The organism is Planctellipticum variicoloris (assembly GCF_030622045.1).
GTDB classification, from domain to species: domain Bacteria; phylum Planctomycetota; class Planctomycetia; order Planctomycetales; family Planctomycetaceae; genus Planctellipticum; species Planctellipticum variicoloris.
Window position 1 is genome coordinate 7,066,130 of record NZ_CP130886.1, and the last position, 23,037, is coordinate 7,089,166.

Here is a 23,037-nt window from a genome sequence, read left to right on the forward strand (position 1 = left end):
CAGCCCGTTGTCTCTGGCTATTCGCTATTCCCCATTCCCTGTTCGCTCTCTTCAAAACAGCCGGTTGTATCCGTTCAGGGCCGCCACCCGATATGCTTCCGCCATTGTCGGGTAGTTGAACGTGGTGTTGATGAAGTACAGCAGCGAATTGTGCGGTTTCGGCTGGGACATGATCGCCTGGCCGATGTGGATGATTTCAGACGCACTCGCCCCGAAGCAGTGAATGCCGAGAATCTCGGTCGTTTCGCGGTGGAACAGCAGCTTCAGCATGCCGACAGTCTGTCCGGTGATCTGTGCACGCGCCAGGCTTTTGAAGTGTGCGTGGCCGACCTCGTAGGGAATCTTTTCGTCGGTCAACTCCCGCTCGGTCTTGCCCAGGGAGCTGATCTCCGGGCTGGTGTAGATTCCGGTGGGAATGTTGGAGGGGGTCGGGCCGCAGTTCTCGCCCAGAATGTGCCCCGCCGCATAACGTCCCTGTGTATAGGCGGCGCTGGCCAGCGCCGGCGCGCCGATCACGTCGCCGACCGCGTAAATGTGGGGGACCGAGGTCTGGAAGTTCTCGTTGACCAGCAGGTTGCCCCGCTTGTCGGGAACCACGCCGGTGCACTCGATGTTGATCCCGTCGGTGTTTCCGGTCCGCCCGGCCGCCCAGAGAAGTGCGTCGGTCTTCAGGGCCTTTCCGGACTTGAGGTGCAGAATCGCGCCGTCGTCGCAGGGTTCGACGCTTTCGCACTCCTCGCGATGGCGGATCAGGATTCCGCGATCGCGCAGGTGGTAGCTGAGCGCATCCACGATTTCTTCGTCGAGGAATTCCAGCAGCCGGTCCCGCGTATTGACCAGGTTGACCTTGATCTCCAGGTTGCGGAACATTGAGGCGTATTCGCAGCCGATGACTCCCGCGCCATAGACCGTGATCGACTTGATGTGCTGGCCGAGCGTCAGAATCGAGTCGCTGTCAAAGATCCGGGGATGGGAGAAGTCGATGTTGTCGGGCCGGTAGGGCCTGGCGCCGGTCGCGATGACGATGCTCTTGCCGCTGACGAGCTTGATGGCCCCCGCCGGTTCGTGAATCGCCAACGTGTGCGAGTCCACAAAGACCGCCTGCCCGCGAAAGATCGGAACGTCGTTCCGGTCATAGAATGCGGTGCGCATCTTGACCTGGGCCTCGATGACCGACCGGCCCCGCCGCAGCAGTTCCTGAACGGTGAACTGGGCCGAAATCCCGTGCTCGCGGAACAGGGTGCTCTGGTTGACCTCCATCATCTGAAAGATGGCGTAGCGCAGCGCTTTGCTGGGAATCGTCCCGCGGTGCGTACAGCTTCCGCCGATCAGCGGATCGCGTTCGAGAACCGCCACCGATTTGCCGTGTTTGACGGCCTGCATGGCGGCTCCTTCGCCGCCGGGACCGGTCCCGATGACCACTACGTCGAATTCCGCCACTTCCGTCATCACCGCCTCCGTCGCGAGGTCCATTCTGTTGCTGATCCCGGCTGCACAACAGCGAACTGCGTGCCGCGAATCCGTGCAGGCCGGGGGCAGGGTTCCCGCCGCCTTTTAGCCAATTTGCGGGTCGCCGCGAACCCCGGTCGCCACCGATCCGCGACGGCTTGCGTAAAGCACAGGCAAACCTGCTCCGGAACGAGGCCGGCGCCGGTCAGGCCTTGCGGATTTTCTCACGACCATCCACCACGTTTCGCGTCGCGTTGCGGGTATCGAGCACCAGTTGAGCATGCCGGACGATGTACGCGAAGTCGTACGCGGAATGCTCCGTCGAGACCAGCACGCAGTCCTGGCTGGCCAGGAATTCGGGCGTCAGCTCCTGGCTGCTCATCGGGGGCAGGTCCGGATGGTGCCGCATTCTGGGGAGCTGGGGGACGTGCGGGTCGTTGTAACTCAGCACCGCCCCCCGCTGCCGCAGCAGCTTCATCAATTCGAAGGTCGGGCTCTCGCGGGGATCGTCCACATCTTTTTTGTAGGCGGCTCCGAGCAGGCAGATCCGGCTCCCTTTGATCGGCTTGCCCAGGTCGTTGAGAAACTCGCCCAGGCGATGGATCACATACGTCGGCATGTGCGTATTGATCTCGCCGGCCAGCTCGATGAACCGCGTCTGCTCGCCATACTTCCGGGCCAGCCAGCTCAGGTAGAAGGGGTCGATGGGAATGCAGTGCCCGCCGAGACCTGGTCCGGGGTAGAACGCCTGGAAGCCGAAGGGTTTGGTCTTCGCCGCTTCGATGACTTCCCAGACGTCGATCCCCATTTTGTCGTAGAGCATTTTCAGCTCGTTGACGAGAGCGATATTCACGGCCCGGTAAGTGTTCTCCAGGATTTTGCAGGCTTCCGCCACTTCCAGGCTCGATACCGGCACGACCGTGACCACCGCCGACGAGTACAGCGCACAGGCCAGTTCGGTGCTGAGCGGGTCGTAGCCCCCGACGACTTTCGGGATTCCCTCGGCGCTGAAGGTTGGATTGCCGGGATCCTCCCGCTCGGGGCTGAAGGCCAGGAAGTAGTCGGCTCCCGCGGTCAGTCCCGATCGGGCCAGGATGGGCAGGACGACGTCCCGCGTGGTGGTGGGATAGGTGGTGCTCTCCAGCACGACGAGCTGTCCGGGGCGGAGCGTTGCGGCGATCGAGCGGGCGGTTCCTTCGATATAGCTGAGGTCCGGGTCGCGCGTTTCGTTCAGTGGCGTCGGGACGCAGATGATGACGCAGTCGGCTTCGTTGAGCCGGGTCATGTCGGCGGTCGGCACGAAGCGGTCGGTCTCGATCAGCTTCGACATTGCCCCGGCGTCGATGTGCTTGATATAGCTCTGCCCGGCGAGCAGCTTGTCGACCTTGACCTGGTCGACGTCGAAACCCATGCAGCGGAAGCCGTTGCTCGTGAACGCCCGGATCAGCGGCAAGCCGACGTATCCCAGGCCAATCACGCCCACGACGGCCTGCTTGTCGCGAATCTTTTCGGCCAGTCCGTGACTCATTGATCCCTGCATCCTTGGCCCGACCCGGGAAAAACTTCAGCGCAAGCGTCGGAAACGGACTCCGGACGACTGCGGGACCAGGATCGTAACAGTCGCCGGAAATCGTCGCAACGTGAGTTGTATTAAGGTTTTGCCGAAACCGTTCGGACGGGTTAAAAAGGGGCTTCAACCCTTGAACGGGACGGGACCGACGGGCTACAACGATGCCATTGCGGGTTCCCTGCCGCCTTGTCCGGTCCCGAAGGAGCGTCTATGACCGCCGGTCGCTTTCCCCAGGTCTGGGATCTCGCCAGCCTGCTGCCCCATCCGTCGTCCCCCGAATTCCGCACTTGCCTGAACGAGTACAAGCAGGAGCTGCTGGGACTGGTGACCGTGTCGCGCAGCTTGCCTGCCGTGACTCCCGCCGCCGCCGACCAGTGGGCCGGGTTTCTGGAAGCTTACGGCCGGCTCGACGCCATCAGCGGGGATCTGCGGGCCTTCCTGGAGTGCCACTGCGCGGCGGAGGCGGAGAATCCGATCTTCCTGCAGCTCGATGCCGAGGTCGCGGCCCTCTCGCCGCAACGGGAAGAAGTGACGACGAATCTCGAATTCGCCCTGAAGGAGGCGTCGAGCGAACAGCTTGACGCGCTGCTCAAGGCTGACCCTCGTCTGGAGCAGATCGCGTACTTTGTCCGGACCCGGCAGAAGAACGCCGCACTCCGGCTGCCGCGCGAGCAGGAACTGCTCGCCGCCGACCTGGCCGTGGACGGCCTGCATGCCTGGGGCCGGCTCTACGATCGGCTGTGCGGCAGCCTGCGGGTCACCGTGAGCGAAAAGGGCCAGCCGGTTACCAAGTCGGTCGGACAGGTCCACTTTGATTCCGCGGAGCGGTCGGTCCGCGAGAACAACTTCTTTGCCGCGGACGCCGCCTGGTCGAGCATCACGCTCCCCTGCACCGAGGCGATCAATCACATCGCCGGCACCCGGCTCACGACATACCGCCGGGCGGGGATCCAGGACTACCTGGAAGTTCCGCTCCGTCTGAACCGGATGACCCGCGAAACGCTGACGACCATGTGGCAGGTCATTACGGAGCGAAAAGGGGTCCTGAAGGATTATCTGGAGCGCAAGGCCCAGCTTCTGGGCCTCAAGCAGCTTGCCTGGTACGACCTGTCCGCCCCCTTGCCGCAGCTTCCCGGAGCCGTCGGCGCGGACAAGATTCCCTATGACCAGGCGGGCGACTGGATCATCGAGTCCTTCACGCGGTTCAGTCCCGACTTCGGCGAATTCGCCCGGATGGCCCTGGAGAAAGGCTGGATCGAAGCCGAGAATCGCGCGGGCAAGCGACAGGGCGGATTTTGCACCGGCTTCCCCAAGTCCAAGCAGACCCGCATCTTTATGACCTACACCGACTCCGCCGACGCCATGTCGACGCTGGCCCACGAACTGGGTCACGCCTATCACTCGTGGGTCCTCCGCGACGAGCCGATTCTGCTCCAGGACTACCCGATGAACCTGGCGGAGACCGCCTCCACGTTCGCCGAAGCCGTCCTCGGCGCCCGCCGGCTCGAACAGTCCACCTCGACCAGCGAGCGGCTCAATATGCTCGAAGGGATGCTCGGCGACGCGGTCGGCTTCCTGATGAACATCCACGCCCGCTTCCTGTTCGAGAACGAGTTCCATCGCGAACGGGCCGCCGGCGAAGTCAACAGCGAACGCCTGAATCTGCTGATGCAGCAGGCCCAGCAGGAGGCCTATCTGGGGGCGCTCGCCGACGGCGGCTGGAACCCGCGTTTCTGGGTCTCGAAGCTCCATTTCTACATCACCGGCTGGCCGTTCTATAACTTCCCCTACACCTTCGGCTACCTCCTCTCGATGGGGGTCTTCGCGGTCGGCCAGGAGGCGGGGCCGGGCTTCGCCGAGGACTACCGCAAGCTGTTGCTGGCCACCGGCTGCATGGATGCGGAGGAAGCGGTCCAGAGCACGCTGGGCTTCGACCTGCGCAAGCCCGACTTCTGGCACAAGAGCCTCGACATCGTCGAGGCCCGCGTCAAACAGTTCTGCCAGCTTGCCGACGAAGTCGTCGGGAAGTGTCAGCAGGTGTAGGGCCGGCTGTGCCGGCCGAAATGTAAGATCGATGGCGATTCCGGGTGGCACGCCCTGAGTCCTCGAAGGGCGTGGTCTTCAGACCAAAGGAACGAAATACCACGCCCATCGCAAAGCCTCTGGGCCCGCCACCCGCCGTCGATTCTTGGCGCCCCAATCCGGCAGGCGGGAGCCTGCCCTACGGAAGACTCGCATGACCGCTCCGATCCTCTACTGCGGCGACACTGAACTTGCCGGAGCCGCCAGCTACCTCGCCGGGCTGATGACCGCCTGCGGCTGGTCGTTCGACTATGTTCCCAGCGATCGCCCGCTCTCCGAGGAGACGCTCGGAACCGGGCGGAAGCTGTTGATCGTCAGCGACTACCCGGCTGCGCAGATGCCGGCCACTGTGCAGTCCGCGCTGGTCGAACAGGTCTCAGCGGGAGCCGGGCTGCTGATGATCGGCGGCTGGGAGTCCTTCCACGGGCTGGGAGGGGATTGGGACGGGACAGATGTCGGGAACGCGCTGCCCGTCCGGATCGGCAACGTCGACGACCGGGTGAACTTTCCCCAGTCCGCATTTCTGTCGGTGGCGGCTGCCGACCATCCGGCGATCGCCGGCCTGCCGTGGTCCAGCACTCCCCCCGCCATCGGCGGCATGAACCGCGTAACGGCTGCACCAGCGGGAACGGTCCTCCTGACCGCCCGGCCGCTCCAGATGTCCGCCGCCGGCCCGCATCCCTGGCAGGCGCGTTTCGGGCCGGAACTGCCGGCGCTGGTCGTCGGCGAACATGGCCGGGGCCGGACTGCCGCGTTTCTCAGCGATGTCGCCCCCCACTGGGTCGGCGGCTTTGTCGACTGGGGCGATCGGCGGGTGACGGCGCAGGCCGCAGGGGCGCCGGGCGTCGAAGTCGGCGGCTGGTACGCGGATTTCTGGCGGCAACTCTTGAGTTGGACCGGCCGTCTCGCATAATCCAGCCTGCTCACTGGGAGATGACTCCACGACGAGACAGAAACGGGTGGCCGGGGCAGGAGCGTCTTCGCGATGCCCCGGAACGTTGGAAAACCGGGGCTTCCCTGCGGTCCAGCCCCGGCCACCCGAAGCGTTTAATACCCTGTGGCCCCCGGCCGGAAAGCTCAGCTCTCATGCTTCGCGGAAATGCCCTTGTGGGACAGTCGGGCGGCCCGACGTCTGTGATCAACTCCTCCCTCGCCGGTGTCGTCGACGCCTCGCTGAAGTCGAAAGCCATCGGCCGCGTCTTCGGCATGCGGTTCGGCATCGAAGGGGTGCTGGGGGACTACCTGATCGACTTCGGCAGCGAATCGCCCGAAGTCCGCAAGGGGCTCCGTCACACCCCCGGCAGCGCGCTCGGCTCCAGCCGGCTGAAGCTCCAGGAAGAACACTTCCCGACGATCCTCAAGCAGCTCAAGAAGTACGACATCCGCTACTACTTCATGGCCGGCGGGAACGACACGATGGATACCATCCATCGAGTCGTGAAGTACGCCAACGAGAACGGCCACGAGCTGCTCGGCGTCGGCGTCCCGAAGACCGTCGACAACGATCTGTTCGGCACCGATCACACCCCCGGCTATCCCAGCGCCGCCCGCTACGTCGCGTTGAGCGTCATGCAGGCCGGCGTGCTGGCCCGCGACATGCAGAAGGTCGATCAGTTCGTGATCTACCAGTCGATCGGCCGGAGCGCCGGCTGGCTCCCCGCCGCGGCGGCCGCCGGCCGCTCGGCCAACGGCGCACCGCACATCCTGCTCCTCCCCGAACGGGCCTTCAATCGGGACGCCTTCCTGCAGACCGTTGCGGCTGCGCATAAGAAGTACGGCTTCGTCTCGATCGTCTGCGGCGAAGGGATCTGCACGGCGGAAGGCGTCCCCGTCAGCAATTCGCAGACGAAGGACAAGTTCGGCAACGTCGAGTTCGGCGCGATGGGGGGCACCAGCGCCGCGATGTATCTGCACCGCATCATCAGCGACGAGTTCGGCTGGCGCGGCGAGTTCCAGGTGACCGAGTCCCTGCCGATGTGCGCCGCGGACCGGGGCGTTAAACTCGACTTCGCCGAAGCCTACGCCTGCGGCCAGCAGGCCGTCAAGCTGGCCACCCAGGGCCAGTCTGGCGTGATGGTCACCATGATCCGGGCCAACAAGGCCAGCGAACCTTACCGCATCGAGTTCGGAACGGCGTCGCTCAGCGAAGTCGCCAACCACGAACGCCCGATGCCCGACCAGTTCATCAGCAAGGACGGCTTCGACGTGACGAAGGCCTTTCTGAACTACGTGAAGCCGCTCATCGGCGACCTTCCGGAGTACGTCGCCCTCGCCGGCAAACGCGCGAAGCCGTAGTGTTGTAGGGTGGGTCGAGCGGAGCGAGGCCCACCATCTTTGAATTCAGATCTATGACATAGCGTGGTGAGCCTCGAAGACTCGACTCACCCTACCGCCCGGAAGCCATCCCCATGCAATCCAACACCGCCCCCTACTCCGATTTCGGCCTCGTCAAGGACATGCTGCAGACCCCCGAGGTCATCCGCAGCTTTGATCCGAACGTCGTCGCGCCGATCGTCGATGCCATCCGCTCGAAGGGCAAACTGTTCTTCACCGGCGAAGGCTCCAGCCGGCTGTTTCCGGGGAAGAGCGCCATCCGGCGGTCGCGGATCAACGGCTGGCCGCTGGTGCTGCACACCGAAGCCGGGCGGCAGTCGCAGGAGTACAAGCTCCAGGACTGGGCCGTGCTGGCCATGTCCAACTCCGGCCGGACCGCCGAAGTCATCCGCCTCTACAACGACCTGAAGGCTGCCGACCACCCGGCCCTCTTCAGCCTGACGGCGATGGCGCAGTCGACGCTGGAAAGCCTGGCGGCCAAAGGCTTCGTGTTGGGCTGCGGCAAGGAAGGGGCCGTCGCGGCGACGAAGAGCGTCATCGAACAGGCCCTGTTCTGCCAGGCCCTGGTGGAAGCGGTCGCCGGGGAAACCACGCTGGCGGGCAAGCTGCCGGGGCTCGCCGACGCCGTCCAGCAGGCGCTGACGCAGCCGATCGATCCCGCGCTGACCGAGAAACTCTGCGCGGCCAGGACGATCTACATCGCCGGGCGGAACGACGGCGTGGCGGAAGAGCTGGCCCTCAAGGCGAACGAGATCACCCGCAAGCGGAGCGATTTCCTCGAAGGAACCTACGCGGTCCACGGCATCGAAGAAATTATGAACGCGGACGACGTGGTCGTCTGGATCGATCCGTATCCCGAGTCCGAGCAGAAGTTCCACGACTGCCTGGTGAAGGGGGTCGGCCTGACGGTGATCGCTATCTCCAGCCGGCCGACGATGTTCCCCACGATCCAGATCCCCGACGCCGGCGAGCTGAGCGGCTTCGTGGAACTGGCCGCCGGCTGGAACCTGCTGGTCGAGATCGGCGTGAAGCTCGGCATCAACGTCGACAAGCCGACGCGCGCCCGCAAAGTGGGGAACGAGTTCACGGGCTGATCGGGAGGGAAACAGCAGCTCTGCAGCGAGGGAGGCGGGGGGCCCCGGTTGCCTCCGACGGCTACCGGGGTCGCGAAGCGACAGGAAGCTGACCAGTCGCGCTTGTTGAACTCTGCCTCCTTCGGCTTCGACGCCCCGGTTGCGAGAAGACTCGCAACCGGAGGCATCCGCGTGGAGACGATCCTGAATGTTGTCGAAACCCGCCAACGGCAACGTCGCAACAGTTTCAGGTACGTCGCCGCCGCCGTCGCAGCCCCCTTCGCCCGTCAACCGGCTCCGTCACTGCTGAGCGGGGCGTGAGCGGTTACTTCCGGACGTAAGCGGGAATCCGCAAATCTTCCTTCACGAAATGGTCTACAGGGTCGAGCAGCACGTTCGGAAAGAACTGGCTCGTCGCGCCGCGCACGGTATTGGCTATAAAACTTGCTTCTTGGAAGTCAAAGGCCAGCAATTCCAGTTTGAGCGTGTACGACTGCTGCAGATGTTTCGGGAACCGCTGGGTATGACGGAACAACCACTAGAGAACGTCAAGGGTCTTCACGAACAATGGTGTTTCAGGGGTCGACATGGGTTCTAAATTTTGACGATCGCAGGAGCCGCGGCCATTTCACCCGGCTCAGAGACGATTCAGAGGACAGAGATCAACGACGAACACGCGAGCCACGAACTACCAGCGACACTCGAAAACCGAGGTAGTAGTTACGGAACGCCGGGACGTTGGTGAGGCGATTCGACGACCGGCAGTCGGAGGCGGAGTGGTGCCAACTGCCGCCCCGGTACACGCGCTTGGAACCGGCGGAAAAAGGGCTGATTGGGTCAACCGCGGGTTTCTCGTGGAATTGACGATCGGAGGCCGCATCCCAACCGTCCTGCACCCATTCCCAGATATTGCCGTGCATGTCGGACAGCCTGAACGGATTCGCCTTCAACTCGCCCGCCGCGTGTGTCCGATCCCCCGAGTTCTTAACGAACCAACCGGCCGGCAACAAGTCTTCATCTTTGCCGCCAATCCAGTATTTTTCCGCGGTGCCAGCGCGGCAAGCGAACTCCCATTCCGCCTCGCTGGGGAGGCGGTAACCGGTCCCGTCCAGCGGCGTGATCGTACGACCGGACCGGAAGTAGAACGGCGCGAGTTTCTCCTGCTTGCTCAGCCTGGTGCAGAACTCGGCCGCGTCATTCCAACTCACCATTTCGACCGGATGCTCTGCCGTCTCCAGTCCGGCGATCGCGTTTTTTCCAGCACCCATCGGTGAGAAATAGGACGGGTTCACGCCCATCACTTTTTCGTATTCGGCCTGTGTCACTTCATTCACGCCCAAATAGATCGGTTGCGTCAGGATCACCGTGTGCTGCGGGGCTTCCGACTTGATGCGCTGATCCTGAAGCTTGTCGTTCGGATCAGCGTTCTTGAGGGCCGCTGCGATCTCCTCCGGCGTGCTCCCCATCGTGAACTCCGCCGGCGGGATCAGCACGAACTTCATGCCCAGCGTGTTCGTGTACTCGACTTCGATCTGCAAGTACTTCGCCCAGTCCTCCTGATGTTTCTTCGCCTGGGCCGCATCAAACGGCGCAACCGCCGGGGCCGGGGCGTCCGCCGGCCAGCCCTGCCAGCCGATGGTTTCCGGCGGCTTCACCGCCGTGTCCTTGATCGGCGAGGGAGTGCGAGGACTGGTTGTGTCCAACTGGGACGTTTTCTTCCCGCTGTTCATCAGGGCGAACCCGATTACCGCTGTCACAGTGAGGACGCCTCCGATCGGTTTCCACCGCGCTCCCCGGTCGGTCGATCTCGCTGGTGGAAAGTTCCGTGTTTCCGCGACGCGGGGGCTTCCCTTGACGCAAGTCACTTGGCCCTGATGCTGCAATTCGCTCTCGCAACGAGCCAGCAGGTCTGCCAGTTCCTGAGCCGTCTGGTACCGATCTTCCCGTTTCTTTTCGAGCAGCTTGAAGATGATCGTTTCCAGCCAGCCGGGAATCCCCGGCAGCACGTCATCCAGGGGCCGCGGCGTGTCTTCGCAGACCCGCTTTAGGACGGCCACGGTGTTGGCCGCGCGAAACGGGGGGCGACCGCTCGCCATTTGGTACAGGACGCTCCCCAGGCTGAAAAGGTCGGCCCGATGGTCGAGTGTTTCCCCCCGCGCCTGCTCGGGAGCCATGTACATCGGAGTCCCGGCAATCAGGCCGCTGGAGGTCATGGTGGCATCATCGACCGCGCGGGCCAGCCCGAAGTCGGAGATCTTCGCCCGCTCGGCGGAACCGCCCGCAAGCAGAATATTGGACGGCTTGATATCGCGATGGATCAGCTTCGCGCCGTGTGCCGCGGCCAGACCGGCGGCGACCTGCTGGCCGATCCGCAGGATCTCCTGGGTTTCGAACGGCCCCCGCGCATCCATCCGCTGCTGGAGCGTCTGGCCGCGAATGCATTCCATCACCAGGTAGGGAATCGGCTCCTCTTCCACCGCGTGGATGGCTACGATGTTTTCGTGCATGACGGCGGCGGCCGTACGGGCTTCGCGCAGGAACCGCTGGCGAGGGGGCGATGTCGCGGCCAACTCGGGATTCATTAGCTTGATCGCCACCACCCGGTGCAACTTCTCATCGAACGCCTTGGCGACAATGCCAAACGCACCGCGACCGAGAATCGCCTCGATCTCGTAGTGCCCCAGCCGTCCCAGCCAGCCCGGCCGCTCGGCCGACTTCAGGTACTTGAGGAACTCTGCCTCGCCCGAGGCCCGCTCGGCGGCGGAATCGCCGCCGGTCTCCGAAGGTTGCGTGGCGATGGTTTGAGCCACTGAGTCATTGGCTGCGACGGGGGTCTCAAGGAATTGGCTGGTCTGGGCGTGGGTTTTGAGCAGGGCCTCGACCTGCGCGAGAAGTGCGGCATCGGTCCCGCAGGCCTGTTCCACATAGTCGGTGCGCTGGGCCGAATCGGCGAACTCGATGGCCGCCAGAAAAATGTCGCGTTCGTTCATGATGTCGTCCCGCTATCAAGTACACCGACCAGGACGTCGTCGAGGTCAATGGATAATCAGGAAAGCCCGTCTGAAAATCCGTGGCGCTTTTCGGGGATCAATTGCGCCAACAAAATGGAGACGTACTTTGACAAATTTGATCACCAAGAATCAGTAAGCTCCCGCTGGATTTCCCGCAGCAGCCACGCCTTGGCGTAAGCCCAGATTCGATCAGCAGTTCGGGATGGCAGCTCCAGGGCCTGGGCAGCGTCAGCAAGCGACAAACCGACGAAATACCGAAGTTTGACCAGTTGGCAGGCAACGGCGTCGACCTGCTCAAAACGGCCGAGCGCGTCGTCGAGGATTTCGAGAAGGCCGTCCTCCTTGGCAACCGATACCTCTTCAAGCGGAATGGTGATCTGCCGAAAGTCGCCCCCGTGCTTGTTCCGTTTCCGACGGCGGGCTTGATCGACGAGGATTCGCCGCATCGCTTCTGCTGCGGCCCCGAAGAAATGCCGTCGGCTGGACCAGTTCTGAACATAGTTGACATCGACCAGTCGCAGCCACGCCTCATGCACTAACGCGGTCGCCTGCAAAGTCTGTCCGGGTTGTTCACTCGCCAACTGCTCTGCAGCCAGTCGGCGGAGTTCGCCATATACAAGCGGTAACAACGCCTCTGCGGTCGTCGGATCGCCCCGTTCGGCGTTCTGGAGTATCTGCGTGACGTTGTGCTTCTCGTTCAATCGGCATCAAAACCCCGGTCCGCTGACGCACGTCAAATGCGGATCGTCTCGTAGTCGTGTCCAGAGAAGTAGACGCCGCCGCCTCAAATTGGCCACAGTTGATCAACCGCGGACAGAAATGCGCGGGAATGATAGCTTAACTGAAACGCGACATCCGGGACAGATGTCAGGTGATTTCGGTGCACCATCTTCGGATGACGGCCGGTGGCCCCGTTGCCGTCCCGACGGCGACCGGGGTCGCAGAGCGACAGGCGGCCGATCAGTCGCAATTGTTGAATTCTGCCTCCTTCGGCTTCGTGGCCCCGGTCGCGAGAAGACTCGCAACCGAGGCCACCTCCTCCTCCCCATCCACCAGCCACTACCCACCAACCACCGCTTATGTGAATTCCGCACAACAAACCCCCTATTTATGAAGGGGTCAAGGAAGTGCACTCGTGTCTGCGGACCTCCGCAGGCGTCCGGAATGACCCCTTCACCCGGGCCGGATCAGGGCCCAGCGACGGACCGTTCTCCAGAACGGTCCGAGGGGCGCACCCCGTGTGCGCACAGCCTCGACGTCGAGCTTTTCCCCGTTCACCCGGCCGCAAGACCGGCGAACCTGATCAACGTGACTGAACCGCCGGGACATCCACCGGCGCAACATCACCGCCAGACGGACTCCGGCGGGACGGCCGTAAGAAAGCCGACCCGCCGGAGCCGATCGCGGTACGTACCACGGACGTCATTCACGTAGGGCAGGCTCCCGCCCAATCTCGTTCGGCACGCTTTTTGCGCAGGCCGATTGAGATTGTAGTCTTTCTCCCTGCGGAGGGAGTGGCGATGGCGGAGAAGGGGCTGACGGAGGAGGAGCGGCGGGAGCTGATTGGTCCTTTGGCCGGGACCGTCCTGCTGCGGCGCATCTTTCCGCTGCTGCAACGATTGGCTCCCTGCGGGACAGAACGCGACACCGCTCGCAACCGGCAGCTGTTCTACAGCCAGTATGCCGCGCTCCTCCTGATCGGCTTCTTCAACCCCGTTCTCAAGTCCGCCCGGGCGCTCGTCGCAGCCTCGGGACTGAAAAAGGTCCAACAGCTCGCCGGCGGGCAAAAGGTCTCGGCCGGGGCCTTCTCCGAGGCCTCGTCCGTCTTCGATCCCTCGCTCCTGGAAGGACTCGTTCACGAACTCCGCCGCCAGTTCGCCCGGCATCAGTTCCGCGTGAGCCGCAGCGGTCGGCTGGGACGCCTTCCCAACCCGATCGTCGAACGTCTCGTCGCCGTCGACGGGACCGTGCTGTCGGCCTTGCCGCAGATCGCCGCCCGGCTGGGACGCGGTTCTCAAGGCCAGTGGCGGCTGCACACCCAGCTTCGCATTCACGACCAGAGGGTCGTGGCCTCGACCCTCACCGAGGAGCCGGCCAAAGGGCCGCACTCCGAGCGCGCCGTCACGCTCCAGCAGATCCAGGCCCGCGAACCGCAACCCGCCGGTGCGCCGGGAGACCTTTATATTCTGGACCGGGGCTATCGCTCGGCCGTGGTGTTCAACGAACTGGTCGAAGCCCGCTGCGACTACGTCTGCCGGCTCAATCGCGGGGACGGTCGCGTGGTCGAGGGACTGGTCAACGACGCGAACGGTCATGCGGTTCAACTCCCCGCGCTCACCGAAGCCGATCGCGCCGCGGGGGTCGTGGCGGATGAACTGATCGCGCTGGGCGGCGGCAGCGGAGCCAGTCCCGCAAGAACCAATCACGTCGTGCGGCGGATCACCGTCGAGCCAGTGCCCGGTCGACCGAGTTCGGCAAGGCAGGGGCGGCTTCGCAGCGACCAGACCGGGCGGGAAGGCCTGATCCTGGCCACGACGCTGCTGGATCTCCCGGCCGAACAGGTGGTGCTAATCTATGAATGCCGGTGGCAGATCGAGCTGTTCTTCCGGTTTCTGAAGCAGGTGCTGGGCTGCAAGCAACTGCTCTCGGCGAAGACGCGGGGCGTGGAGATCCAGCTCTACTGTTCGCTGCTCGCCGGGCTGCTCCTGGCCCTGGCGACGGGAGGCAACCTGTCGCGTCGAGCGTATGAAATGGTCTGTCTCTACATGACCGGCTGGGCCGACGACGAAGAACTCCTCGCCGCCTTCCCCCAGCCGCCATAGATTATGCAAGCACCGTGCCGAACGAGATTGGGCGGGAGCCCGCCCTACGCGGCGGACGAGGACGTCCGCCGTACGTACCGCGATCGGCTCCGGCGGGTCGGCTTTCTTACGGCCGTCCCGCCGGAGTCCGTCTGGCGGTGATGTTGCGCCGGTGGAAGTCCCGGCGGTTCAATGACTTGATCAGGTTCGCCGGTCGTTTGGCCGGGTGAACGGGGAAAGCTCGACGTCGAGGCTGTGCGCACACGGGGTGCGCCCCTCGGACCGTTCTTGCGAACGGTCCGTCGCTGGGCCCTGATCAGGCCCGGTTTGACGGGAATCGTCCGGAACGCCGGCGGTGGCCCGCCGACGCGCATGCTCCTATGTCCCCGTCATAAATAGCGAGTTTGTTGCGCGGAATTCACATAAGAGGTGGTTGGTGGGTCGTGGATGGGGAGGAGAGGGCGAAGAGGTGGTGGGTAAGGAGGGGAAGAAGAGGACGCGGAGCGTCCCAAGAGTGCGTTCCCAGGCGGAGCCTGGGAACGAGGGGAATCCTAAACGGCCAGCCGCTCGTCCATTCACCTTCCGCCTCCTTCATTTTGCACTTTGCATTTTTCACTTTTCATTTTGCACTGCGTCTCCCCGCCCCGAACTCGCGCACCTGCCCCCCTCTACGGCAGCGTCTTCCTCCAGCCCAGCACCTGCTCCGTCAGCCGCTTCACAATCTCCGGCTGCTGATCGGCAACGTTGCTCGTCTCCTGAGCATCGCTGCTCAGGTTGTACAACTCGACCCCGCTGCCGTCGTTTTGAACGAGCAGCTTCCACTCCCCCTCCCGGATTGCCAGACTTGGCGAACGCTCTTCCGCGTCAGCCGGGTAGCGGAAACAGTTGGCATTTCGACCATATTCCCACAGCAGCGGCCGAGTCCGCAGCCGGGCTTCGCCCCGCAACGCGGCGGACTGATCTTCGCCATCCGAATCATAGGCCAGCGGCGCCGCGGCCCCCGTCAGCGCGCAGACCGTCGGCACGAAATCGACCGCAGACACCACCGTCGTCTCGTCGACGGCCCCCGCCGGAACGTGGCCCGGCCAGCGGACAAGCAACGGCGTGCGAATCCCCCCCTCGTACAGACTGAGCTTGGCCCCTCGCAGCCCGCCGGTCCGTTCGCGCCCATAGGTGGGGCTCGGCCCGTTGTCTCCCAGAAACAAGACCAGCGTGTCCCGGTCTTCTCCCGCCGCCGCCAGACCGTCCAGCAGCCGCCCCATCTGCTGATCCAGCCGCTCCAGCACCTCCACAAACTTGCCCCGCGTCTTCAAGTCGCCATTCCAGTCGGCTTCGGCGGAAACATAGGGATCGTGCGTGTCATCGAGCCACAAATTGACAAACCACGGCTGGTCCTTGTGGCGACGGATGAAATCGAGCGAATGATCGACCATCCAGCCCGTCCGCTCCCAGCGCGACACCTGCCCCGGCGCCAGCCGACGGTCCCACGGCGGAAACGGCTTCCCCAGCTTGGCGTGCGGCTCGGGACTCTCCCAGGTCCCCGCCGACTCGACGAACCCGTAGCTTTCGAACAGCGGCGCCTCTTTGACATCGCGACCGCCCCCCAGGTGCCACTTGCCGACGTGAGCCGTTGCGTAACCGGCCTCCTTGAGCATCCGCGCCAGCGACGGCGCCTTGGCGTCGAGAAAGTCCGCCTGCCCGCAGCAGCGGTTGCCGGCCCGGGTCTGCAGGTAACTGTTGAGCCGCCACCGACCGGGAAACTGACCGGTCAGCAGGCCGCAACGCGAGGGAGAGCAGATCGGCGCCGCCGCGTAGAACTGCGTGAATCGCGTCCCCTCCGCCGCCAACTGGTCGAGCCGGGGCGTCGGGGCAATTTTGCCCCCATAACTGCCGAGATCTCCCCAGCCGAAGTCGTCCGCCAGGATCAGCAGAATGTTGGGCCGGTCCGCAGCCGACGCGGAGGACCAGCCGGCCAGAACGAGAGCCAGACAGAGCGCGGCGCAGCGCAACACAGGGACCGCTTGGTCGAGCATGAGCGAGTGAACCTCCTGCCTGATCGGGCACGACGAGCAAGGCGATAGGAAAATACGTCGTCGGGTCGCCGGACGGGTTGCTGATCAGCGCTGTGAATGGTGAAGTCTGCGACGGGACCTCCATTCTTAGGCCGAATCGGGTGGAGGTCAAACAGAATGCGCGCCAAGTCGTGAATTCGAGAACCGTCGGGATCACTTCGTCCCATCGGCAGGCGTTGATCGAGATTGCGACAGGTCCCGAGATCTTCGCGTGCCGTGCGGCGGCATCGCAGGAGCTCATCCCGGAAATTCCGGGCGGAGGCTTTCGTGGAAGTCCAGGGGAGATCGTTCGGCACTCGCTGACGATTCCCTGGTCGCTTTTCCCCTATTCGCTGAATCCTGGCTGGGACTGCCACTTGCGGGTGACGACCCGTCCCCCCTCGCGTTTCTGCGGCACTGACGGGCAGCCGTTGAGGTGTTCGATGATCTCCTCGACGGAATCGGTGAGGACCAGCCGGTCCAGATCGAGCGGATCGATGGCGTGGTCCTTCAGCAGCCGGTCGCGCAGGAAGTCGAAAAGAGGCTGCCAGTAATCGCAACCGACGAAAATCAGCGGGAAATTGGAGATCTTCTCGGTCTGCACCAGCGTCGCCGCTTCGAACGCTTCATCCAGCGTGCCGAAACCGCCGGGAAAAATCAGAAACGCCTGCGAGTACTTGACCAGCATCACCTTGCGGACGAAGAAGTAGCGGAAGGTGACGAGCTTGTCGATGTAGGGATTGGCGTGCTGTTCGTGCGACAGCACGATATTGCAGCCGACGCTCCGGCCCCGCACGTCCTTGGCGCCGCGGTTCGCCGCTTCCATGATCCCCGGCCCCCCGCCAGTGATGATCGTGAACCCCTCGCGCGCCACGGCCGCGCCGACCTGGCGCGCCAGTTGGTAATAGGGGTGCGGATCGTCGAACCGGGCGGATCCGAAGACCGTGACGCACGGTCCCAGCCAGTGCAGCTTCTGGAACCCGGAAATAAACTCCCAGACGATCCGCAGGACTCGGAAGAACTCCGCCGTTCGCGACCGCGGCCCTCCCAGCAGCCGCCGATCTTCGAGCAGCGAACGCTCCGGCGCCGGGGGAATCCACAATCGCGCAGGCGCCCGTCCCGGTTTGAAGCGGATCTCTGACATGGTGCAATCGTGCGAAGAGGACCCGGGACGGCTATGATGCGACGGGGGGCGACGTCGTCCGGCGGATCGCCGGTCAGCCGCGCTCGACGCGCCGCGGAAAATGTAGGAAAGACGAACGGTTCATGATAGAGCATGTCGAGATCGGTGGTGTCCGCCTGAACCTCAGCCAGTCGGACAACTCGCCCGGCGAATGGATCGGCCAGCGCGAGGTCCTCAAGCAACTCCTGGCCTGCTGGCTGGTCGTCGACGACAAAGACCAGCCTCTGGCGCCGCGGCTCGTCGGCGCTCCCGGCATCGGCAAGACCACCCTGGCGGTCGCCGCCGGCCGCGTCCGCCAGCAGGAGCTTTACATCTATCAGTGCACCGCCGACACCCGCCCCGAAGACCTGCTGGTGACTCCCGTTCTCGCCGAGGACGGGCAGATCAAGTACCACGCTTCGCCGCTTGTGACGGCGATGGTCCGGGGGGGCATCTGCATTCTCGACGAAGGCAACCGGATGAACGAGAAGTCCTGGGCCAGTCTGGCCCCGCTGCTCGACCACCGGCGGTACGTCGAGTCGATTGTGGCGGGAATCTCCATTCACGCCCACCGCGACTTCCGCTGCGCCGTCACCATGAACGACGACGAATCGACGTTCGAAATTCCGGACTACATCCAGAGCCGGCTGCAGCCGACGCTGACGCTCGGCCATCCCAATCGAGACGACGAACTGGCGATTCTGCGCTACCACCTGCCGTTCGCCGAGGCGGAAATGCTGCAGCTCACGGTGGAGTTCCTGCAGCAGTCTCACGACCTCAATCTCGACTTTTCGACGCGCGACGGCATCAACGTGCTGCGCTATGCCATGAAGCGGCTGGCCCAGGACCCGTCGCACCCCGTCGGCAAGGATCACTTCTGGCAGGAGGCGCTGATCGCCTGCCTGGGCGACGAAGCCCTCGACCTCGACCGCCTCGCCGCGCGACGCCAGCAGACGCTGGGCGGATCCACGCTCCCGATGGGCCTGGGCGACTTCTTCTTCAACCCCCAGGACCCGCTCCACCCGGACAACGATGACGACGAAGATGATGACGACGATTTCGAAGATGAAGACGACGAAATCTGACGCCCCCACCGCCGCGAAGCGCCGGACTCCGCCGACGCTCCGTGCGATCCGTCAGGCCGCAGCTAGAACTCCGACACCACTTCGCCTCCGGCCCGCGTCCCCAGGTTGCGCCAGACGTTAATGTCGAGGTTTTCGCTGACGCTCCGAACCGAGCCGTCCATCAGCAGCGAATGCACGATCCCCGTGTGGTAGCTGCGCGACGTCAGGGACCCGAACGACGACTCCGTCGCGCTGCTTCCCTCGGAAACCGCCATAAAGTCGATATCTCGCGGCGTGCCGGCGTCATCGTATAAGCACTCCGCGTTGGGCCCGAACGTCGTGGTAAACGACATCTGAGCGGCCCGACCTTCCACCCACTCGGTGTGGCCGGTCAGCCGGAGCGTTCCGCCAAGGCTGGCGACGCCCATCGGGCTGGTTGGTCGAGTCGGCGTCCCGCTCGTCATCCGCAGATACGGCTGCCACGCCTTCACTTCCGAAAAGCCGATCGTATTGCTGGTCCCGTCAGTGAAATCGCGCGCTCCAGTCCGGCTGTTCGGACCGAAGGCCCCTGACCCGAACTGGTTGTTCGTCGGATTCCACAACAGCCACTCGCCGAAGTTCGCCGCATACGTGATCGGCCAGTGCGCGCCGTTGGCGCGATCGTTGACGTCGCTCGGGCAGATGAACATGGCGATGCGAATCTGAGAGACGGTCGTCTGCGCACTGTAGCCCTGGCTGAAGTCGATCAGATTATGCAGATTCGCCTGATCGACATACGGCAGCAGCCGGGACTGAGTCGACCAGCTCCCCGGCTGGCTCGCAATGTTCGCGTAGTACGTCCCCCCCGGCGGGAACACCGTGAAGGTGTCGTGGTAGTTATGCAGCGCCAGGCCGAGCTGTTTCAGATTGTTCTTGCACTGCGTCCGTCGGGCGGCCTCTCGCGCCTGCTGCACGGCGGGCAGCAGCAACGCGATCAGAATCGCGATGATCGCGATCACGACGAGCAGTTCAATCAACGTGAATCCGTGAGAGCGGCTGGCTGGCTTGCGGGCGGGCTGGCGCAACATGCGAAGGTTCCTGACGACGAGAAGGACCTGCGGACCGGCGGAAAACCGCCGGATACCGTGTCCGCGACGTGGCTGGCAGGAAGCTGGCTGGCGGGACGAACGGCGACTCATTGACATTGAGTCTCAATATCAATATGGTAACGACATCAGCCAGCCACGCAAGCCAGCCGTCTCATTTTCTCGCCACAGCGCCTCGCGACCCAATCGGCCGAGGACGAAAAAAGGCGCAACTGTGCTCTCAGAAAAGACTTCCAACCCGCCGGAGACGCCGGAACCCGTCCGCGAATCCGCCGTCACCCCACCCCGAACCGTCTCCTCGGACGACCTCTTCCAGGGGGGGCACGAGCTGCTGATCGAGCATCACGGCGAAGTCTACCGATTGCGGCTGACCAAAACCGGCAAGCTCATTCTCAACAAATGAGTGGTTGATCGTTGATCGTTGATCGTTGATCGTTGATCGTTGATCGTTCAGAAGAATTCGACCATCGACCATCAACGATCAACCATCAACGCCTGGTTCAGCCGGGCCAGCGCCGCATCCCGCATCGCCTGGCCGTCCGCGTAGACATTCCAGCGCGACTCGTCCGTCCCGGCAAACGCCTTCTGCAACTTGCCGTCGCGCCGCGATTCGCCCCGAATCCCGCGGATAAAGACCCCGGCGATCTGCTCGGGGCGCTCGCGCAGGAACTGTCCGTAAATCTCCGGATCCTGCTCCCCCGAATCCCCGAACAGCAGAAACTTCCGCCGGGGAAACGCGTCCAGAATCGGCGCAATCGCCGCCCGCTTGTGCGGCACCTGCCGCGACATCCGCAGCTTGCGGGCCGTATCCCGGATCCGGAACCGCTTCAGGTGAAACGATCCGGGAGGAAATCCCTCCGCCTTCCAGAACTCGCTCAACGGCCCGAAGAGCTGCCACGGGCTCGCCGAGACGTAATGAAACACAGCCCCGGCCGCGTGACAGTCCCGATACAGTTCCGGCATTCCGACCACCGGTTTGAACGACCGCGCAAACGTGTTGTGGAACAGATCCCGCCGATTCGGCACGTTGCTGTGCTTGATCGTGTCGTCCACATCGGAAATCACCGAGACCCCCACCGGCTCCACAAGCTGCGCCCGCCCCACAAACTCCCGATGATCGCCCGTCGGCAGCACCGCCTGGAACTCGACCCACGGCGCCCCGCCGACGATCTCCTGCGGAAACGCACTGAGCTGGTCTTCGCTGACGGCTACCTCGCTGCGGAACAGCCCGGCCACGCCCGACTCGGTGATGACCTGCGGCCGTCCCGCGATATCGACGACGATCTGCCGTCCGTGCGGGCAGTCGAGCAGAAAGTGCCGCATCCGGTCGCGGAAGAAATCGAGGGCGCTGTGATCGACGCGCATCGCCCGCCGGAGCAGTCCCATGACCGGCATCCGCCGCAGCCACGTCATCCGGGAATCGAAGACGACCCCCTGAATGACAATGTTCCATCCTCCTGCGGCACGCGAAGCGTACGACGGATAGAACACGATCTGCTCGTGCAGCGAGAGAGTCTTGCGGGGCGGATGGAACGGTCGAAACAGACTCACGCAATCATTCCCGAATCAGTCAGAAGCAGTGGCCGCGGAGCGCTCAGGCCGGTTCAGACGTCCGCAACAGGCTCCAGCGCCTGCCGCTGCCGCCGGCCCGCCTCCCGCACCCGACCGTCGTCCCAGACCTCCAGCGGCGAATACCGCGGGTGCCGCGACTCCTTGCAGGGATCGTTATGCCGCGTGTTGTAACAGGCGATAAAGGCCCACCGCGGTTGGTCGCTCGTATTCTGGTCCGAGCGATGCAGCACGTTGGAGTGAAAGAAAATCGCGGAGCCCGGCTCAAGCTCGCAATAGACCAGTGCCAGCCGCTGCAGCACGGCCTGCACCCGCTCCGGATCCGCCCCGGTCTGTTCGCCCACCTTCCCGTGGTCGATCCGTCCCAGCAGATGCGAACCGGGAACGACCTGCAGACAGCCGTTCTCGCGCGTCGCCCGGTCGACCGCGATCATGCAGCTTCCCATGTCCGGGAACAGACAGCCATTGTTGTACCAGTAGCCGTAATCCTGGTGCCACGCCCACGCCCCGCCGACGCGGGCTTCCTTGAGAATCATCTTATGGTGATAATGGTAGACTTCGTCCCCCAGCAGCCGCTGCATCGTCGAGACGATCCGCCGGCTGCGAACCAGCGCACCGTAGATCGTGTCTTCCGGCAGGTCGTTCCGCACCACCAGCTTGACCGCCCCCCCTTCGCCATCCGCCCGGCTCCCCGCCTCCTGCTGCAGCGCATGGTCGGCGCGGGCGATGTCCCGCAGCAGCGAGATCTCCTCGGCGTCGAGCAGGTTCTCCACGACCACATAACCGTCGGCCGCGAAACGGGCGACGTCGGCGTCGGACAGCGGCAGGCGGCTCATCGGGGGCATTCCGGGACGACGCAGGCAACGATTGCGGGACGACCCCCGCAATCTGAGACTGTACCGAAATCTCCCGAAACCGGGTAGATCGGCGGCAAAGCCCACGAATTGCGCCGCCGAACGTGTCAGACTGTCAACAGACACCAGTTCTGTGGAAGTCCTTGCTTGTACTTGCGGAGAGTTTCAATGCCGGAAAATGTCACTCAGCGGTTCTCAAATCGAGTGGACGACTACGTCCGGGCACGGCCGGGATACCCGGCCGAGTTCGTCGACACGCTGGAACAGGAAGCCGGACTGACGGCAGGCGCCCTCGTCGCCGATCTGGGGGCCGGGACCGGCATCTCCTCCGAACTGTTCCTCGAACGCGGCTATCCCGTCATTGCCATCGAGCCGAACGCCGCCATGCGGCAGGCCGCCGAGGAACGACTGAGCGGCGGCCCCGGCTACACCTCCCTGGACGGCACCGCGGAAGCCACCGGACTCCCTGACACTTCGGTTGACCTGATCCTCGCCGCGCAGGCCTTCCACTGGTTCAATCAGCCCGCCGCGAAACAGGAATTCACCCGCATCCTGCGCCCCGACGGCGTCGTCGCCCTGCTCTGGAACTCACGCCTGACAGACGCCACGCCGTTTCTCCAGGACTACGAAGCCCTGCTCCAGGAGTTCGGCACCGACTACCAGCAGGTCAACCACCAGCAGTACGACACCCCCGTCGTGCAGGCGTTCTATGCGCCGCGACCCGTCGAAAGACGAGTCTTTCCCAACACGCAGCGCCTCGACCGCGACGGTCTGCGCAGCCGGCTCCTCTCCTCCTCTTACGTCCCGCCGGCCGAAGATCCCCGCTCCCGCCCGATGCTCGACCGGCTCGATCAGACCTTCGATCGCCACGCGCAACACGGCGTCGTCGAACTGAAGTACGAAACGGTACTTTTCTTCGGACGATGGTAAAC

At 64.0% G+C, this 23,037-nt stretch carries 18 protein-coding genes; 8 read left to right on the plus strand and 10 right to left on the minus strand.

The features are described 5' to 3' along the window. Positions 1-51 precede the first annotated feature (51 nt). Both sthA and SH412_RS27710 read right to left on the minus strand, forming a co-directional pair. Positions 52-1,473 (minus strand): Si-specific NAD(P)(+) transhydrogenase, encoded by a 1,422-nt coding sequence (gene sthA / locus SH412_RS27705; RefSeq protein WP_336521284.1) that lies wholly within the window; start codon positions 1,471-1,473, stop codon positions 52-54. A 181-nt stretch (positions 1,474-1,654) separates the two neighbouring features. Continuing rightward, positions 1,655-2,977 carry a nucleotide sugar dehydrogenase gene (locus SH412_RS27710; RefSeq protein WP_336521285.1) on the minus strand — a complete coding sequence of 441 codons (1,323 nt, stop codon included), beginning with the start codon at positions 2,975-2,977 and terminating at the stop codon, positions 1,655-1,657. A gap of 252 nt (positions 2,978-3,229) precedes the next feature. On the opposite strand from SH412_RS27710, the gene SH412_RS27715 reads away from it, so the two are divergent. The 4 genes from SH412_RS27715 (at position 3,230) to SH412_RS27730 (ending at position 8,529) form a co-directional block, all read left to right on the plus strand. Further along, complete coding sequence (locus tag SH412_RS27715; protein WP_336521286.1) at positions 3,230-5,062, plus strand: M3 family oligoendopeptidase; 1,833 nt, start codon at positions 3,230-3,232, stop codon at positions 5,060-5,062. A gap of 193 nt (positions 5,063-5,255) precedes the next feature. Continuing rightward, a complete protein-coding gene (locus tag SH412_RS27720) occupies positions 5,256-6,014 on the plus strand; it encodes a glutamine amidotransferase (RefSeq protein ID WP_336521287.1) in 759 nt (252 codons plus the stop codon). 173 nt (positions 6,015-6,187) lie between these two features. Further along, entirely contained in the window at positions 6,188-7,396 is a 1,209-nt protein-coding gene (locus tag SH412_RS27725) for a diphosphate--fructose-6-phosphate 1-phosphotransferase (RefSeq protein ID WP_336521288.1), read from the plus strand. 113 nt (positions 7,397-7,509) lie between these two features. Continuing rightward, complete coding sequence (locus SH412_RS27730; protein WP_336521289.1) at positions 7,510-8,529, plus strand: SIS domain-containing protein; 1,020 nt, start codon at positions 7,510-7,512, stop codon at positions 8,527-8,529. A 304-nt stretch (positions 8,530-8,833) separates the two neighbouring features. Here the strand turns inward: SH412_RS27730 and SH412_RS27735 are convergent, their stop codons facing one another. From SH412_RS27735 to SH412_RS27745, 3 genes are all read right to left on the minus strand, one after another. Continuing rightward, positions 8,834-9,043 carry a hypothetical protein gene (locus tag SH412_RS27735; RefSeq protein ID WP_336521290.1) on the minus strand — a complete coding sequence of 70 codons (210 nt, stop codon included), beginning with the start codon at positions 9,041-9,043 and terminating at the stop codon, positions 8,834-8,836. Between the two features lie 127 nt (positions 9,044-9,170). Then, positions 9,171-11,498 (minus strand): bifunctional serine/threonine-protein kinase/formylglycine-generating enzyme family protein, encoded by a 2,328-nt coding sequence (locus SH412_RS27740; RefSeq protein ID WP_336521291.1) that lies wholly within the window; start codon positions 11,496-11,498, stop codon positions 9,171-9,173. A 140-nt stretch (positions 11,499-11,638) separates the two neighbouring features. After that, positions 11,639-12,220 (minus strand): ECF-type sigma factor, encoded by a 582-nt coding sequence (locus SH412_RS27745; protein ID WP_336521292.1) that lies wholly within the window; start codon positions 12,218-12,220, stop codon positions 11,639-11,641. A gap of 819 nt (positions 12,221-13,039) precedes the next feature. Here SH412_RS27745 and SH412_RS27750 point away from each other — a divergent pair. Continuing rightward, positions 13,040-14,341: an IS4 family transposase gene (locus SH412_RS27750; RefSeq protein ID WP_419555811.1), complete on the plus strand. Its 1,302-nt coding sequence runs from the start codon at positions 13,040-13,042 to the stop codon at positions 14,339-14,341. A gap of 647 nt (positions 14,342-14,988) precedes the next feature. On the opposite strand, the gene SH412_RS27755 is transcribed toward SH412_RS27750, so the two are convergent. Further along, positions 14,989-16,353, minus strand: a complete 1,365-nt coding sequence (locus SH412_RS27755; RefSeq protein ID WP_336521293.1) for a sulfatase family protein — start codon at positions 16,351-16,353, stop codon at positions 14,989-14,991. Between the two features lie 364 nt (positions 16,354-16,717). Then, entirely contained in the window at positions 16,718-17,515 is a 798-nt protein-coding gene (locus SH412_RS27760) for an LOG family protein (protein ID WP_336521294.1), read from the minus strand. 122 nt (positions 17,516-17,637) lie between these two features. On the opposite strand from SH412_RS27760, the gene SH412_RS27765 reads away from it, so the two are divergent. Further along, positions 17,638-18,618, plus strand: coding sequence for an AAA family ATPase (locus SH412_RS27765; RefSeq protein WP_336521295.1), 981 nt, complete (start codon positions 17,638-17,640; stop codon positions 18,616-18,618). A gap of 62 nt (positions 18,619-18,680) precedes the next feature. Here the strand turns inward: SH412_RS27765 and SH412_RS27770 are convergent, their stop codons facing one another. Next, on the minus strand, positions 18,681-19,664 hold the full coding sequence (locus SH412_RS27770) for a DUF1559 domain-containing protein (RefSeq protein WP_336521296.1): 984 nt from the start codon (positions 19,662-19,664) through the stop codon (positions 18,681-18,683). A gap of 232 nt (positions 19,665-19,896) precedes the next feature. Between SH412_RS27770 and hemP the strand changes: the two genes are divergently transcribed. Next, positions 19,897-20,085: a hemin uptake protein HemP gene (gene hemP, locus SH412_RS27775; protein WP_336521297.1), complete on the plus strand. Its 189-nt coding sequence runs from the start codon at positions 19,897-19,899 to the stop codon at positions 20,083-20,085. A gap of 71 nt (positions 20,086-20,156) precedes the next feature. Here hemP and SH412_RS27780 read toward each other — a convergent pair whose 3' ends face one another. Together SH412_RS27780 and SH412_RS27785 are read right to left on the minus strand one after the other, a co-directional pair. Next, positions 20,157-21,233, minus strand: coding sequence for an App1 family protein (locus SH412_RS27780; RefSeq protein ID WP_336521298.1), 1,077 nt, complete (start codon positions 21,231-21,233; stop codon positions 20,157-20,159). A 53-nt stretch (positions 21,234-21,286) separates the two neighbouring features. After that, positions 21,287-22,087 (minus strand): phytanoyl-CoA dioxygenase family protein, encoded by an 801-nt coding sequence (locus SH412_RS27785; protein WP_336521299.1) that lies wholly within the window; start codon positions 22,085-22,087, stop codon positions 21,287-21,289. Positions 22,088-22,273: 186 nt separating this feature from the next. Between SH412_RS27785 and SH412_RS27790 the strand changes: the two genes are divergently transcribed. Then, the gene (locus SH412_RS27790) at positions 22,274-23,035 is read left to right on the plus strand and encodes a class I SAM-dependent methyltransferase (protein WP_336521300.1); all 762 of its coding nucleotides are present in this window, start codon (positions 22,274-22,276) and stop codon (positions 23,033-23,035) included. The last annotated feature ends 2 nt before the right edge of the window (positions 23,036-23,037 follow it).